The organism is Ensifer sp. YR511 (genome assembly GCF_900103045.1).
Taxonomy (GTDB): Bacteria; Pseudomonadota; Alphaproteobacteria; order Rhizobiales; family Rhizobiaceae; genus Ensifer; species Ensifer adhaerens.
Genome location: NZ_FNGR01000004.1, coordinates 61,225 through 76,809, shown reverse-complemented (window position 1 = coordinate 76,809; position 15,585 = coordinate 61,225). Strand labels below are relative to the sequence as shown.

Here is a 15,585-nt window from a genome sequence, read left to right as displayed (position 1 = left end):
CGCCAGCGTCCGCATGGTGCCGCGAAGACCATTAAACTTTTATCAATCCTGCCATCTTTGATAGGCTTCCCGGTCGAAAGCGTCAAATGATGCGGTGAAACAGGGCCTTGAGGCCCGGTTCGAGCTGCTGAAAGCTCAGTTTGCGCTGTTATTTGCGCCGAATCACCGCCGCGTAGAAACCATCGAGGCCACTCGAAAACGGTGCATCGAGCGGCAGCATGGCCGGCGTCGTCCGCATTTCGCCGACCGGCGTGATCGCGTCCTCGAGCCCCGGCCAATCCGCTGCGGAAATCGGAACGCGCTCACAGTTATCGCCCGAACCGATAACCCGGGCAACGACCTCTTCGCCTTCACGCGGGTCGAGGGAGCAATTCGAGAAGACGACGGTGCCACCGGGCTTGACCACCGTCAGCGCATGACGAAGCAGCCGCTCCTGCAGGTCGGCAAGCTTTTCGATGTCTTCCGGTCCCTTGGTCCACAACACATCAGGGTGACGTCGTGTCGTGCCGGTCGAGGAGCAGGGAGCGTCGAGAAGCGCCGCATCGAACAGGGCTTCCGGCTGGAAGTCCGCCATGTTGACTTCCTTGGTCTCGGCCTCGAGCCCCAGCCGCTTGAGATTGCCCTTCAGCCGGCGCAAGCGGCTGCCGGACTGGTCCAGCGCCGTCACTTCGGCGCCGGCAAGAATGAGTTGGGCCGTCTTGCCGCCCGGTGCGGCGCAGAGATCGACGGTCCGCTTGCCCTTGAGGTCGCCAAAGAGCCGCGCAGGGATCGATGCAGCCGCGTCCTGGACCCACCAGCCGCCATCATCGAATCCGGCTAAGGAGGGGATGGAGCCGGAGAATGCGCCGAGCCGCACAGAGCCGGTCGGCAGGACGGTGCCACCAAGCCGCTCGGCCCAAGCCGCAGGCTCGGATTTGACGGAAAGATCGATTGCCGCCGGCGTCAACTGCGCCTCGGCGATCTTCTCGGCCGCCGCTGCGCCGTAGTGGACAATGAGGCGCTCGAAGAACCATTCCGGCATCGCCGGAATATGGCGCGTGCTTTCGAGAACGGCTTCCTTTTCGCGCGACAGGCGCCGCAGCACGGCGTTCACGAGATTGGCGAAGCGGCGGTTGCGCGGATCGTTCTGCGCCTGTTCGACGGCGAGATCGACGGCGGAATGATCGGGCACGTCGAGATAGAGGATCTGTGCCGCTGCCACGGCAAGCACATGCTCCAGCGCCCGCGCACCCTCCGGTAGGGGCGTCTGCAGCAGCGAGTTGATCGCAGCCTGCACGCGCGGGAGATGGCGAAGGGCGGAATTGAGTATTGCCCGGACCAGAGCGCGGTCGGCGTCGTTAAGCTCGCGATAGGCCGGGTTGCCGTGCTCGCTGTCGAGCATGCCGTCGAGCGACGTCTTGCGGTCGATAACTGCTGCCAAGATCTTCGCGGCGGCCTGACGAGCCCTCAACCCCGGCTTCTCCGGACCACGCGGCGCCGGAGCGGGCTTCTTCGATTTCGCTGCGCCGCCGTTGCGGTGCGATCGTTTCGGACGTGAATCGTTGTTGTTTTCTGCAGACATCAGGACCAGGGACCTTTGGGCGGTTCGGAACCACCGCGACCCCATCCGGTAGAGGGCACAGAGCGCGATTTGCGCACGGGATTATCAGCACGAACCGGCGGCGTCGAGACCGAAGACATCTCCTGCGCCATCTGCTGCAGGGCCGCGATGCGGTTTTCGGTGTTCGGATGGGTCGAGAACAGGTTGTCCATGCGCTCGCCGGAGAGCGGATTGATGATGAACATATGCGCCGTTGCCGGGTTGCGCTCGGCATCGTCATTGTGGATCTGATGGGCGGCGCCTGCGATCTTCTGCAGCGCCGAAGCGAGCGCCAGGGGCTTGCCGCAAATCTCGGCGCCGCGACGGTCGGCCGAGTATTCGCGCGTCCGGCTGATCGCCATCTGCACCAGCATTGCCGCCATCGGCGCCACGATCATCGCGACAAGCGTGCCGATGAAGCCGAGCGGATTGTTGTTTTCACGGTTGCCGCTGAAGAAGAAGGCAAAGTTGCCGAGCATCGAGATCGCGCCGGCAAGGGTTGCCGTCAGCGTCATCGTCAGCGTATCGCGGTTCTGCACGTGCGCGAGTTCATGCGCCATCACGCCGGCGACCTCGTCATAGTCGAGAGCGTGAAGCAGCCCGGTCGACGCGGCGACCGCGGCATTCTCCGGATTGCGACCGGTGGCAAACGCGTTCGGCTGCGGGCTATCGATCACATAGACGCGCGGCATCGGCAGGCCGGCATTGCGAGCGAGGTCACGCACGATGCCGTAATATTCCGGGGCACTGCGCTCATCGACCTCCTGCGCGCGGTACATGCGCAGCACCATCTTGTCCGAGTTCCAATAGGAGAAGAAGTTCATGCCTGCGGCCATGACGAAGGCGATCATCATGCCGCCCCGTCCGCCAATGGCGAAGCCTACCGCCATGAACAGGGCGGTCATGACTGCAAGCAGCATGGCGGTGCGGACAAGGTTCATCAGGAGGCTCCGGGTCGTCTACGTTTCACGTGAATCAGGGTTCCCGTCCGGGGAACGGCATCCTATATGATGGGTGCAAACACCCAATTCTTCAATATTGATGCTCGAATCCGGATACCGTTCAGATGCAGAACGACAATGACAACGCCGCCGACCGCCCGAAGAAGCCGCTGCCGCCCGCCGCTGTGCGGGCGCTGAAGGAAGCGGAAGAGCGGCGTCAGGCGGAGATCAAGAAGGAACTGCCGCAGGAGATCGGCGGGCGCGGAGGTGAAGATCCAGCCCGCTACGGCGACTGGGAGATCAAGGGTCGGGCGATCGACTTCTAAGTTCAGGTCGGGCGCCTGCGCCTGCAACCTCGATCTGAATCCGGCTCACGAAATGGTTTGACGGCCACCTGGCGACGAGAGGGGAACCGCCGCACGTCCAAGAGACGCGCGGCGGTTTTCAAGGTCAGGCCTTGTTCTGGCGGTTCGCGATCAGATCATCGACAACGGCCGGATCGGCGAGCGTCGAGGTATCGCCGAGCGCACCGAAGTCATCCTCCGCGATCTTGCGCAGGATGCGGCGCATAATCTTGCCCGAGCGGGTCTTCGGCAGGCCCGGAGCGAACTGGATCTTGTCCGGCGTCGCGATCGGCCCGATTTCCGAACGGACATGCTTCACCAAGGCGGCGCGCAGTTCGTCGTTGCCGATTTCACCAGCCATCAGCGAAACATAGCAATAGATGCCCTGGCCCTTGATCGGGTGCGGATAGCCGACGACGGCCGCTTCCGAGACGAGATGATGCGACACGAGCGCCGATTCCACTTCGGCCGTACCGAGGCGGTGGCCGGAGACGTTCAAGACATCGTCGACGCGGCCGGTGATCCAGTAGTAGCCGTCCTCATCGCGGCGGCAGCCGTCACCGGTGAAATACTTGCCCTTGTAGGTGGCGAAGTAAGTCTGACCGAAACGCGCATGGTCGCCGTAGATCGTGCGCATCTGGCCCGGCCAGCTGTCGGTGATGCAGAGGTTGCCGTCGGCAGCACCTTCCAGAACATTGCCTTCGTTGTCGACGAGCTGCGGCTGAACTCCGAAGAACGGCCGCGTGGCCGAACCGGGCTTGAGATCGGTCGCACCCGGCAGCGGCGTGATCAGGATGCCGCCGGTCTCGGTCTGCCACCAGGTATCGACGATCGGCGACTTCTGCTCGCCGACGACGTTGTAATACCACTCCCAGGCTTCCGGGTTGATCGGCTCGCCGACCGAACCGAGCAGGCGAAGCGACGAGCGCGAGGCGCGCTTGACGAAGTCGTCGCCGGCGCCCATCAGCGAGCGGATCGCCGTCGGCGCGGTGTAGAAGACGTTGACCTTGTGCTTGTCGACCACTTCCCAGAAACGCCCCGCGTCCGGGAAATTCGGCACACCTTCGAACATCACGGTCGTCGCCGCATTCGCGAGCGGACCATAGACGATATAGGAGTGACCAGTGACCCAGCCGACGTCGGCGGTGCACCAGTAGACCTCGCCATCGCGGTAGTCGAAGACATATTCGTGCGTCATCGACGCATAAACGAGGTAGCCGCCGGTCGTATGCAGCACACCCTTCGGCTTGCCGGTCGAGCCCGAGGTGTAAAGGATGAACAGCGGATCTTCCGCCTTCATCTTCGCCGGCTCGCAATGCGGCTTCACGGTCGCGATTTCCTGGTGGTACCAGAGGTCACGGCCCGGTGCCCAGGCGGTCTTGCCGCCGGTGCGGCGCACGACCAGAACCTTGTTGACGATGACATGCTGCTTGGCCGCGATGTCGATCGCCGTATCGGTGTTTTCCTTGAGCGGGACCGGCTTGCCGCCGCGCACGCCCTCGTCGCAGGTGATGACGAAGGTGGACTCACAGTCGACGATACGGCCGGCAAGTGCGTCCGGCGAGAAGCCGCCGAAGACGACCGAATGGATGGCGCCGATGCGGGCGCACGCGAGCATCGCATAGGATGCTTCCGGGATCATCGGCATATAGATGGTGACGCGGTCGCCCTTCTTGACGCCATGCTTCTTCAAGACGTTGGCAAGGCGGCAGACCTGCTCGTAGAGCTGGTTGTAGGTGATCTTCTTGTCGATATAGGGATTGTCGCCTTCCCAGATGATGGCAGTCTTTTCGCCATGCGTCTTCAGGTGGCGGTCGATACAGTTGTAGGAGACGTTGGTAAGGCCGTCTTCATACCACTTGATCGAGACCTTGCCTTTGAAGGACGTGTTCTTGACCTTGGTATAGGGCTTGAACCAATCGATCCGTTTGCCGTGCTTGCCCCAGAACTTTGCCGGATCGGAAACGCTCTCCTCGTACCACTTCAGGTAAGTGGCGTTATCAAGCAGCGTCCGGCTCTTGGCAGACTTCAACACCGGATAGATTTTGGCGGACATATTTTCCTCCCTACGCATTCCTAGTGTGGCTCGCCCCTCCTAGGGCTCCCCCGTTTCGCGGACATTCATAGCAGGTCAAATGCCCGCCGCAATTAGACAAAAGGACATTTGGAACTGAAGAATTGCAATTTCGCGACAACGACGGTATAGAGGCCCACATTTCCCGGAAATCAGTGGTAGACTCCACGGCCCGCGACACCGGCGCGGCGGACAAAAGGACTATATCCATGGCTCAGCAACTGCTTATGCCCAAGGCGACCGCCGTCTGGCTGGTTGACAATACCGCGCTGTCCTTCGACCAGATCGCGCAGTTCTGCAAGCTGCACCCGCTCGAAGTTAAGGCGATCGCCGACGGTGAATCCGCGCAGGGCATCAAGGGCCTCGACCCGATTGCGACCGGTCAGCTTTCGCGCGACGAGATCGCGCGCGCCGAAGGCAACCCCAACCACAAGCTGAAGCTGTCCGAGCCGAAGGTTCGCGTACCTGATAGCAAGCGCAAGGGCCCGCGCTACACCCCAGTTTCCAAGCGCCAGGATCGCCCGAACGCCATTCTGTGGCTGGTTCGCAACCATCCGGAGCTCAAGGACGCGCAGATCTCGCGCCTCGTCGGTACGACCAAGTCGACGATCGAGCAGATCCGTGAGCGCACCCACTGGAACTCCGCCAACCTGACGCCGATGGATCCGGTAACCCTCGGCCTCTGCTCGCAGATCGACCTCGACCTCGAAGTCGAACGCGCTTCCAAGGGCCGTCCGCTGCCGACGGCTGCCGAACTCGGCCAGACACTGGAATCGGCCCAGGAAACCGAAAAGCTGGGCTTCAGCTACGAGCGTGAGGAAGAGAAAGAAATCGACGCCGATGCCGTCTTCGCCAAGCTCAAGTCGCTGAAGTCGGACCGCAAGGACGAGGACGAAGACGACCAGTACTGATCGCCGTCCAGCCCATTGAAAAAAGCCCGGATCGACGATCCGGGCTTTTTTGTTGGTCAGTGCTCAGCAACGTGCTCAGTAGGCCGAACCGGATGGATCATTGAGGTTGTGGCGCTCGGTCCCCTTGAGCGGCGGATTGAAAATGCTGACGAGGATCAGGTCTTCGTCCTTGCCGCCGCGCAAGAAATGCTTGTCGTGCTGGTCGAGCACGTAGATATCGCCCTTGTTGATCGGGAAGACCTTGCCCTGCATGTCCTCGACCTCGCCGTGCCCGGCGATGCAATAGCAGGCTTCGAGATGGTTGCGGTACTCGAGCAGCGATACCGTTCCGGCGCGCACCACCGTGTGGCAGACGGTGAAACCCATACCGTCCCTCTCGGTGAGCAGCCGATGACTGGTCCCGCTGCCCCACTCGACGAAATGATCAGTTGCTTCGATCTGCTGCAGGCTGCGGACGAACATGGGCCTCTCCATCTGTAAACATCTCTAATATCCGCCAACGGAAAAGCTCTCTCCCGCCTCGATTGGAAGCCCAGTATTCGTTGACATCGACAGCCAATCAAACGACGATTCCTCAAGGATTTGATGAGGAAAACTTACAGATGATGTTGCCCCCACTCGGCATGCTGCGTGCCTTCGAAGCCGCAGCGCGTCTGGCGAGCTTCTCCCGCGCCGGTGACGAACTGCATGTGACGCACGCCGCCATCAGTCACCAGATCCGGCTGCTGGAGGCGTGGTTCGGCCGGCCGCTCTTCGTGCGCGAGAAGCGTGGGGTCAGTCTGGCGCCGGAGGCGGAGAACCTGTCCGCCGTGTTGACATCGTCATTCGAGCGCATCGCCGCGGAAACGGAGTTGCTGCGGCTGAACGCCAAGGCGCAGTTGAGCGTTGCCTGCATACCCTCGATCGCCACGCGATGGCTGATCCCGGCACTCGGCGAATTCCTGCAGCGTCACCCCGAGGTGGACGTCAAGGTCGTCTACGCGATGGCCGAACAGCAATTGCGGGAAACCGGCTGCGACGTCCTCATCACGCTCGGCGCCGACAAGAGCGAGGGGACCCGCTCCGATCGGCTGTTCTCCCGCATCAATCGGCCGGTTGCGAGCCCCCGTTATCTCGAGCGGAAAGGCGCGTTGAGGACACCAGAGGCAATCGCGTCTGCCGATCTGCTGCACGACGAAACGACGTCACGCTGGCGCGATTGGCTGGCAAGAGCAGGGCAGGAGACCACGCAGACGTTGCGTGGCCCGATTTTCCAGGATTTCAATCTTCTGGCGACGGCGGTCATTGCCGGCCATGGCGTGGCGCTTTGCCCGGTCGAAGTCTTCCGCCGCGAAATCGAAAACGGTGACCTGGTGATCCTGTCCGATGTCGCCACCCTGGAGGACGAGAGCTACTTCCTGATCACCAAAGTCACACGCTCGAAGGCGGCAGCCAGTTTCGCCGATTGGTTCGCGGCCGTTGTGCACGCCTAATACGGAATGCACCTCGCAGATTCATGAGCCGGCTTAGCAATCGTTATACACCGATGCCGCGCCCTTGCAGCGCAACGGTGATTTCGTCGAGGATGACTGGATCGTCGATCGTCGCGGGCATCTTCCAGGGCTGGCGGTCAGCGATCTTCTGGATCGTGGCGCGCAGGATCTTGCCCGACCGCGTCTTCGGCAGCCGCTTGACGCAGATCGCCAGGCGGAAGGCGGCAACAGGTCCGATGCGTTCGCGCACGAGGCTGATGACCTCGCGCTCGATCTCCGACGTTTCACGGGAAACATTGGAGTTGATGACGAGGAAGCCGGCCGGTACCTGGCCTTTCAGGTCGTCGGCAATGCCGATCACGGCGCATTCGGCCACATCGGGGTGGCTGGCGCAGACCTCCTCCATCGCTCCGGTGGAGAGGCGATGGCCAGCCACGTTGATGATGTCGTCCGTCCGCGCCATGATGAAGATGTAACCATCCTCATCGAGGTAGCCGGCATCGGCAGTCTTGTAGTAGCCGGGAAACTCGTCGAGATAGGCCGCACGGAACCGATGGTCAGCATTCCAAAGCGTCGGCAGGCAGCCGGGTGGCAGCGGCAGCTTTACCACCACATTGCCGAGCGTACCGGCGCCAACCGGATGTCCGGCATCGTCGAGGATCTGGACGTCGTATCCCGGCAGCGGAACCGCCGGAGAACCGTACTTTACCGGCAGGAGCCCGAGCCCCATCGGATTTCCCGCCACGGGCCATCCCGTTTCCGTCTGCCACCAATGGTCGATGACGGGCACGCCGAGCGCGTTTTCTGCCCATTGGATCGTGTCGGGATCCGCCCGTTCTCCGGCAAGAAACAACGCGCGGAATTTCGACAGGTCGTATCGGCGAACGTGGGAAGCCTCCGGATCTTCCTTGCGGATCGCTCTCAGCGCCGTCGGCGCGGTGAACATCACCACGACGCCGTGTTCGGCAATGATGCGCCAATAGGTGCCTGGATCCGGCGTGCCGACCGGCTTGCCTTCGAACAGGATCGAGGTGCTGCCGTTGAGGAGCGGACCGTACACGATATAGGAGTGGCCAACGACCCAGCCGATATCGGACGCAGCCCAGAACACTTCGCCCGGCTGCACGCCGAAGAAATTCTCCATCGACCATTTGAGCGCGACCATGTGGCCGCCATTGTCGCGCACCACGCCCTTGGGCTGGCCGGTCGTGCCCGAAGTGTAGAGCACATAGAGCGGATCGGTCGAGGCGACCGGAGTACAGCCGATCTCTTCTCCCGCCTGCTTGGCCGCCGCCAAAGCCGCAGCGAAATCGATGTCGCGTCCCTCGGTCATGGCGGCTTCCGCCATCTCGCGTTGGAAGACGAGGCAATGGGCCGGCTTGTGGGTCGCGATGTCGAGTGCCGCATCCAGCAGCGGCTTGTAGGCCACGGTGCGCCCAGGTTCGATGCCGCAGCTTGCGGACACAATGAGCTTGGCCTGGCAATCGTCGATGCGTACGGCGAGCTCGTTGGCGGCAAAACCGCCGAAAACCACGGAATGCACGGCGCCGATGCGCGCAGCCGCCAGCATAGCAACCGCCGCCTGCGGGATCATCGGCATATAGATGATGATCCGGTCGCCCTTGCCAACGCCGAGTTTCCGGTAGACGGCGGCAAGCGCTGCTACATCGCCGAGCAGAGACGCATAGGAGATGCGCTCGACCCGCCCGGTGACGGGACTGTCATAGATGAAGGCGATTTGCTCGCCACGGCCCGCGGCCACATGGCGATCCAGGCAATTGTAGCAGGTATTGGTGATGCCTTCGGCGAACCAGTGCCCATAGATGCCAGCGTCCGCATCAAATGCACGTGCCGGTCTTTCAAACCAGTCGATCGCATTGGCGGCATTTGACCAGAAACTCTGCGGGTCCGATTTCCAGCCCGCGTACACGTCGGCATAGCGACTCGCCATGTCCGTTCCTCCCTGCGCATATTGCCGGACATGTCCGGCCTCCTCGTGCACAAGGATAGGCTAATGAGGGACGAGGGGAACCCCGACGAAAGCGGTATGTGACGAACGGACCTCAGCGCGCGCCGAAAATGGCCGAACCGACGCGAACGCCAGTGGCGCCGAACTGGACGGCCGTCTCGAAGTCGCCTGACATGCCCATCGACAGCTTCTCGAGCTTGCAGGCAGCAGCCAGTTTGGCGAGCAGGGCAAAATGCGGGCCGGGATTTTCTTCCACCGGCGGAATGCACATCAGCCCCTCGATCGAAAGACCCAGCTCGTTGCGGCACAGATCCACGAAGGCAACGGTCTCCTCCGGCGCGATGCCGGCCTTCTGCGGCTCCAGCCCGGTGTTGACCTGGACGTAGAGCCTAAGCGCCCGGCCCTGCCTCTGCATTTCGGCCGCAAGCGCGCGGGCGATCTTCTCGCGATCGACCGTCTCGATGACATCGAACAGCGCGACGGCTTCCGCCGCCTTGTTCGACTGCAGCGGGCCGATCAGGTGCAGTTCGAGACCGGATGTCTCGGCCTTCAGCTCCGGCCACTTGCCTTGCGCTTCCTGCACGCGGTTCTCGCCAAAGACCCGCTGCCCGGCGGCAATCACCGGGCGGATGGCGTCGGCGTCGAAAGTCTTGGAAACAGCGACCAGCGTGACGGCACCCTTGGCGCGACCGGCAGACTTCTCCGCTGCCTGAATCCGGCTCACGACGTCCTGCAACCGCTCTTGAACTTCCATGGACCTGCTCTCCGACACGGGATTTCCAAACCACTGACCGAGCGGCTTAGGCAAAGTTGAGCCGATTGCCAAGGCCGCTCCGCCATGGACCGGCTCAAATCCGCCAAAGTGTCGCGGCAAACCCTTCAAAAACTTGACCGTCAGACGGTTTCGTGGTGAAGGTCACCCCAACTATCATGAGGCGCCACTATGCGCCGCAGAACTTCCGGAACATCGAAAAGACATGTCTAGCGAACGATACAATCCGCGTGATGCCGAGCCCCGTTGGCAGCAAGAATGGGACAAGAACGAAGTCTTCCAGACCGAGAACGACGATCCGCGCGAAAAGTACTATGTGCTCGAGATGTTCCCCTATCCCTCGGGCCGCATCCACATGGGCCACGTGCGCAACTACACCATGGGTGACGTGGTAGCGCGCTACAAGCGCGCCCGCGGCTTCAACGTGCTGCATCCGATGGGTTGGGACGCCTTCGGGATGCCGGCCGAAAACGCCGCCATGGAGCGTGGCGTGCACCCGGCCAGCTGGACCTACCAGAACATCGCCTCGATGAAGGCGCAGCTGAAGGTTATGGGCCTGTCGCTCGACTGGAACCGCGAGTTCGCCACCTGCGACCCCGCCTATTACCAGCGCCAGCAGTACCTGTTCCTGGACTTCCTGGAAAAGGGCCTCGTCTACCGCAAGCAGTCCAAGGTCAATTGGGACCCGGTCGACAACACCGTGCTCGCCAACGAGCAGGTGATCGACGGCCGTGGCTGGCGCTCCGGCGCGCTGGTCGAACAGCGCGAACTGACGCAATGGTTCTTCCGCATCACCGACTTCAGCCAGGAACTGCTCGACGCGCTCGATACGCTGGATCAGTGGCCCGAGAAGGTGCGCCTGATGCAGAAGAACTGGATCGGCCGCTCCGAGGGCCTGTCGCTGCGTTGGGAAATCGTCGAAGGCACCGCCGGCGACGCAACCGAGCTCACCGTGTACACCACCCGTCCGGACACGCTCTTCGGCGCCTCCTTCCTGGCGATCGCCGCGGATCACCCGCTGGCAAGGCAGGTGGCGGCCAGCAACCCTGAGGTCGATGCATTCTGCGAGGAATGCCGCCGCGCCGGCACCTCCCTTGCCGCGCTGGAAACGGCAGAGAAGAAGGGTATCGACACCGGTATCCGTGCCAAGCATCCGCTCGATCCGAGCTGGGAGCTGCCGGTTTATGTCGCCAATTTCGTGCTGATGGACTACGGCACGGGCGCCATCTTCGGCTGCCCCTCCGGCGACCAGCGCGACCTCGACTTCGCGCGCAAATACGACCTGCCGGTCGTTCCCGTCGTCATGCCGAGGGACGGCGATGCCGCGACCTTCGCCATTGGTGACGAGGCCTATATCGGCGACGGCGTGATGATCAACTCGCGCTTTCTCGACGGCCTGTCGACGGAAGACGCTTTCGAGACCGTTGCTTCGAAGCTCGAGAAGGAAATGCTCGACGGTGCGCCGCGTGCCGAGCGCAAGGTCAATTTCCGCCTGCGCGACTGGGGCATCTCGCGCCAGCGCTACTGGGGCTGCCCGATCCCGGTCATCCATTGCGAGGACTGCGGCGTGGTACCAGTTCCGAAAGCCGACCTGCCGGTCGTGCTGCCGCCGGACGTTACCTTCGACAAGCCGGGCAATCCGCTCGACCGTCACGCCACCTGGCGCCACGTCGCCTGCCCGCACTGCGGCAAGGACGCCCGTCGCGAGACCGACACGATGGACACCTTCGTCGATTCGTCCTGGTATTTCACGCGCTTCACCGCACCCTGGGAAGACAATCCGACCGACCCCAAGGTCGCCAACCACTGGCTGCCGGTCGATCAGTACATCGGCGGTATCGAGCACGCCATCCTGCATCTGCTCTATTCGCGCTTCTTCACCCGCGCGATGAAGGCCACCGGCCATGTTGCCGTCGACGAGCCGTTCAAGGGCCTGTTCACACAGGGCATGGTCGTGCATGAAACCTATAGTCGCGGCGAAGGCGCCCAGCGCGAATGGGTGACGCCGGCCGAGATCCGCATCGAGGAGATCGATGGACGCCGTAGCGCGACGCTGATCGAAACCGGTGAGGAAATCACCATCGGCTCGATCGAGAAGATGTCGAAGTCGAAGAAGAACGTCGTCGATCCCGACGACATCATCGCTTCCTATGGCGCTGATACCGCCCGCTTCTTCGTTCTCTCCGATTCGCCGCCGGATCGTGACGTGATCTGGTCGGAAGCCGGTGTCGAAGGATCGCATCGCTTCGTGCAGCGCGTGTGGCGTCTGATCAGCGAAGCGGCCGAGAAGCTGCGGGTAATCGAGGCCGCCCCGGCGCTCGAAGGCGAGGCTCTCGCTGTTTCGCAAGCCGCGCACAAGACGCTGCGCGCGGTCGAGGCGGATTACGACAAGCTCGCCTTCAACAAGGCCGTGGCGCGCATCTACGAGCTCGTGAACACGCTTGCCGCACCGCTGACCCAGGTAGCAGCCGGCAAGGCCGACGCGGCCCTGGCGGGGGCTGTGAAGGATGCGACGACGATCCTGATCAACCTCATCGCACCGATGATGCCGCACCTCGCCGAGGAATGCTGGCGCGAGGTCGGGGGCGAGGGCCTGATTGCGGAACGCGGCTGGCCGGCGTTCAACCCCGCTTTGGTCGTCGAGAACGAAATCACCATGCCGGTGCAGATCAATGGCAAGAAGCGCGCCGATTTGACAATCGCTCGCGATGCGGATCAGAGTGCGATCGAAAGCGCCGTCCTGGCGCTCGATGCCGTCAAGTCCGCGCTCAACGGCAGCAGCCCCAAGAAAATCATCGTCGTGCCCCAGAGGATCGTCAATGTCGTTGTCTGATAGAGCTGGTTTCCGTATCCGGTCGATTCCGGTTCTGGCTGGCGCGCTCATGTTGACCGCGCTCGCCGGCTGCCAGGTCCGGCCGCTCTATTCCGACCCGGTCGGCACCTCGACAGCACTGGCGGCGATAGAGATTTCCGAAGCCACCGACCGTGTCGAGCAGGAAGTGCGTAACGCGCTGATCTTCCTGGCCGCAGGTGGTCAGGGCGAGCCCGTGAATCCGCAGTATCACCTGGCGCTCACCGTCACGCACCGGTCGATGGGCGTGCTCTACGATCAGGCCAAGGACCGCGCCGGCGCCGGCCGTATCGTCGTCAAGGCGGACTACAATCTGACGAAGATCGGTACGGGCGAGACCATCAAGTCCGGCAACCGCACGGCCGTTGCTCTCGTTGACTTCCCGGTCCAGGAATTTGCCAAGGTGCGCGCCGTTCGTGACGGCGAAAACCGCGCAGCCAAGGAACTCGCCGAGCTGATCCGGGCCGACATCGCCGCGGCTCTCAGCCGCTAACGGGTGTCGGCATGAGCGAGGTCAAGTCGCACGAGTTCGACTCCTTTCTCCAGAAGTCAGCCGGAATCTACCGGCTTTTCATCCTCTACGGGCCCGACCGCGGGCTCGTCTCCGAGCGTGCCTCTGCAATCGCCGCCCGTTGCGGCGTGCCGCTCGACGATCCGTTTTCCCTGTTGAAGCTCGATGTCAGTGAACTGACGCAATCGCCCGGGCGGCTGCTCGATGAAGTAAACTCGATCGGCCTCTTCGGTGGAGAAAAGCTCGTCTGGGTCCGTGGCGCGACCAATGAAAAGCCGCTGGTCGATGCGTTGCAGATCCTTTCGTCCGAGCCACCGACCGGAAGCTATGTGATCGTCGAAGCCGGCGACCTCAAGAAGGGGTCCGCACTTCGAAAGATCGGCGAGAGCGCGCGTTCGGTCGCCTGTATCGCCTGCTACAGTGACGACGCGCGCAGCCTGCAGGCGCTGATCGACAAGGAACTCGGCGACGAGAAGCTGGGCATCAGCACCGCGGCACGGCAACGATTGCTGGAGGCGCTCGGTGGCGACCGCCTGGCCTCACGAAACGAGCTGCGCAAGCTTGCGCTCTACTGCCGTGGCAAGTCCACGGTGGACGAAGAAGACGTGCTCGATATCGTTGGGGATGCCAGCGCCATCTCCGTCGACGATGCCGTCGATGCCGTGCTGAAGGGCGACCTCGATGGATTGCTGCATGCGATGCAGAAGATCACCACATCCAAGACGCCGGCCTTTCTGGTGCTGCAGGCGTGCCTGCGCCAGTTTCAGCAGCTCGATGTGATGCGCGCCGAGATGGATGCAAGCCGCCAGCAGGCGGGGCAAGTGATCGCGACGCTGGGGCGTGGGCTGCACTTTCGCCGCAAGCCGATCGTCGAGGCAGCCTTGAAGCATTGGTCGAGCCCGGCCATCCGCCGCGAGCTCAATCGCCTGCAGACGACCATCTTTCAGAGCCGCAGCCGTGCGAGCCTGGAGGAAAGCCTGGTGCTGCAGAACCTGATGGCGATCGCGGTGCAATCGGCGCGACGCTGACCTGCCTCTGTCGACCCAGTCCCGTTACCGCAGCCTAGTGTTCGAATTTCGCCAACAGGTCTTCAGGCTGCATGAGGGAGATGGGTGGACCTCGCCGTCCGAAACTCAACTGGACGCCAAAAGATCTCATCATATCAAATAATTAGGCGCGCCGCTCGTTGGAGAGACGCGCCATCAATACGCCAAAGCAAAAATACGCAGGAGTGGCTTATCGCCGCTCGAGCAGCCGGCAGATTTCTTCCAGTTGATCCAGCGTCTTGTAGGCGATGCGCAAATGACCACCGGATGCCTTGTGGTTCACGGTAACCTCAAGCCCGAGGCTATCCGACAACGTGCGCTCGAGCGCTAGCGTATCGGCATCCTTCTCGTCGCGACGGACGGTCTTGCCGTAATTCGGATCGTTCTGCGCGCGAATATCGTTCTGCGCGATGCGCTCGGCGTCACGCACCGAGAGCCCCTTGGCAATGATCGTCCGGGCGAGGGTTGCCGGATCCGAGGTCGGAATGAGTGCACGGGCATGTCCGGCCGAAAGCGCGCCTTCCGACAACATGTCTCGAACAGGTTCCGGCAGTTTCAAAAGACGCAGGCTATTGGCGACATGGCTTCGGCTCTTGCCGATGATCTCGCCGAGATCGTTCTGCGTATAGCCGTGCTCGGCGATCAACTGCTCGTAGCCAAGCGCTTCGTCGAGCGGATTGAGATCCGAGCGCTGGACGTTTTCGACGATAGCGATTTCAAGCGCCGTGCGATCGTCAACGTCGCGAATGATAACCGGGATTTCGGTGAACCCGGCCAGTTGTGCGGCACGCCAGCGGCGCTCGCCGGCGATGATCTCGTAGCGATCGACGCCGATGGTGCGAGCAACGACAGGCTGGACAATACCATGCTGACGGATCGAATTGGCGAGATCCTGGAGTTCGGCTTCGTCGAACTGACGACGCGGGTTGCGCGGATTGCGCGATACGAACTCAATCGGCACGCGCCGATCCGGATTGACCGGGGCAGGGGCAGCTGCCCCAGTTTGCAACGGCTGATCCATCTCGCCGATCAACGCGGCCAGTCCGCGACCGAGCCGCCTCTTCGAGCTATCGTCGTTCATATCGTCACCCGAGTTAAATTACGCTACCGAAATG

The 15,585-nt window shown here is 62.4% G+C and carries 13 protein-coding genes; 6 read left to right on the top strand and 7 right to left on the bottom strand.

Translation table 11 applies throughout. The features are described 5' to 3' along the window. Window positions 1–148: 148 nt before the first annotated feature. Both BLU15_RS09910 and htpX read right to left on the bottom strand, forming a co-directional pair. Complete coding sequence (locus tag BLU15_RS09910; protein WP_090295182.1) at window positions 149–1,561, bottom strand: RsmB/NOP family class I SAM-dependent RNA methyltransferase; 1,413 nt, start codon at window positions 1,559–1,561, stop codon at window positions 149–151. Next, on the bottom strand, window positions 1,561–2,520 hold the full coding sequence (htpX, locus tag BLU15_RS09905; RefSeq protein ID WP_034800156.1) for a zinc metalloprotease HtpX: 960 nt from the start codon (window positions 2,518–2,520) through the stop codon (window positions 1,561–1,563). Before htpX ends, BLU15_RS09910 begins: the two co-directional genes overlap by 1 nt. 125 nt (window positions 2,521–2,645) lie before the next feature. Here htpX and BLU15_RS09900 point away from each other — a divergent pair, with 125 nt between their 5' ends. Further along, window positions 2,646–2,846, top strand: coding sequence for a DUF1674 domain-containing protein (locus tag BLU15_RS09900; protein ID WP_034800155.1), 201 nt, complete (start codon window positions 2,646–2,648; stop codon window positions 2,844–2,846). Between the two features lie 124 nt (window positions 2,847–2,970). Here BLU15_RS09900 and acs read toward each other — a convergent pair whose 3' ends face one another. Then, on the bottom strand, window positions 2,971–4,920 hold the full coding sequence (gene acs, locus BLU15_RS09895; RefSeq protein ID WP_060583722.1) for an acetate--CoA ligase: 1,950 nt from the start codon (window positions 4,918–4,920) through the stop codon (window positions 2,971–2,973). Window positions 4,921–5,147: 227 nt separating this feature from the next. On the opposite strand from acs, the gene BLU15_RS09890 reads away from it, so the two are divergent. Further along, window positions 5,148–5,849: a DUF1013 domain-containing protein gene (locus tag BLU15_RS09890; protein ID WP_034800153.1), complete on the top strand. Its 702-nt coding sequence runs from the start codon at window positions 5,148–5,150 to the stop codon at window positions 5,847–5,849. A 75-nt stretch (window positions 5,850–5,924) separates the two neighbouring features. Here the strand turns inward: BLU15_RS09890 and BLU15_RS09885 are convergent, their stop codons facing one another. Next, window positions 5,925–6,311: an ectoine synthase gene (locus tag BLU15_RS09885; RefSeq protein ID WP_043624205.1), complete on the bottom strand. Its 387-nt coding sequence runs from the start codon at window positions 6,309–6,311 to the stop codon at window positions 5,925–5,927. A gap of 140 nt (window positions 6,312–6,451) precedes the next feature. Between BLU15_RS09885 and BLU15_RS09880 the strand changes: the two genes are divergently transcribed. Continuing rightward, complete coding sequence (locus BLU15_RS09880; RefSeq protein ID WP_371589669.1) at window positions 6,452–7,321, top strand: LysR substrate-binding domain-containing protein; 870 nt, start codon at window positions 6,452–6,454, stop codon at window positions 7,319–7,321. Between the two features lie 43 nt (window positions 7,322–7,364). On the opposite strand, the gene BLU15_RS09875 is transcribed toward BLU15_RS09880, so the two are convergent. Continuing rightward, window positions 7,365–9,272 (bottom strand): propionyl-CoA synthetase, encoded by a 1,908-nt coding sequence (locus BLU15_RS09875; RefSeq protein WP_090295180.1) that lies wholly within the window; start codon window positions 9,270–9,272, stop codon window positions 7,365–7,367. Window positions 9,273–9,384: 112 nt separating this feature from the next. Further along, window positions 9,385–10,044, bottom strand: coding sequence for a YggS family pyridoxal phosphate-dependent enzyme (locus BLU15_RS09870; protein ID WP_060583727.1), 660 nt, complete (start codon window positions 10,042–10,044; stop codon window positions 9,385–9,387). Window positions 10,045–10,267: 223 nt separating this feature from the next. Here BLU15_RS09870 and leuS point away from each other — a divergent pair, with 223 nt between their 5' ends. From leuS to holA, 3 genes are read left to right on the top strand one after another with little or no spacing between them, the layout of a single operon-like run. Next, window positions 10,268–12,895: a leucine--tRNA ligase gene (gene leuS / locus BLU15_RS09865; protein WP_090295178.1), complete on the top strand. Its 2,628-nt coding sequence runs from the start codon at window positions 10,268–10,270 to the stop codon at window positions 12,893–12,895. Further along, the gene (gene lptE, locus BLU15_RS09860; RefSeq protein ID WP_034800148.1) at window positions 12,882–13,406 is read left to right on the top strand and encodes an LPS assembly lipoprotein LptE; all 525 of its coding nucleotides are present in this window, start codon (window positions 12,882–12,884) and stop codon (window positions 13,404–13,406) included. Before leuS ends, lptE begins: the two co-directional genes overlap by 14 nt. A gap of 11 nt (window positions 13,407–13,417) precedes the next feature. Further along, window positions 13,418–14,452, top strand: coding sequence for a DNA polymerase III subunit delta (gene holA, locus BLU15_RS09855; protein ID WP_090295177.1), 1,035 nt, complete (start codon window positions 13,418–13,420; stop codon window positions 14,450–14,452). A 208-nt stretch (window positions 14,453–14,660) separates the two neighbouring features. Here the strand turns inward: holA and BLU15_RS09850 are convergent, their stop codons facing one another. Beyond that, window positions 14,661–15,551 (bottom strand): ParB/RepB/Spo0J family partition protein, encoded by an 891-nt coding sequence (locus BLU15_RS09850; RefSeq protein ID WP_034800146.1) that lies wholly within the window; start codon window positions 15,549–15,551, stop codon window positions 14,661–14,663. Between the last annotated feature and the right edge of the window lie 34 nt (window positions 15,552–15,585).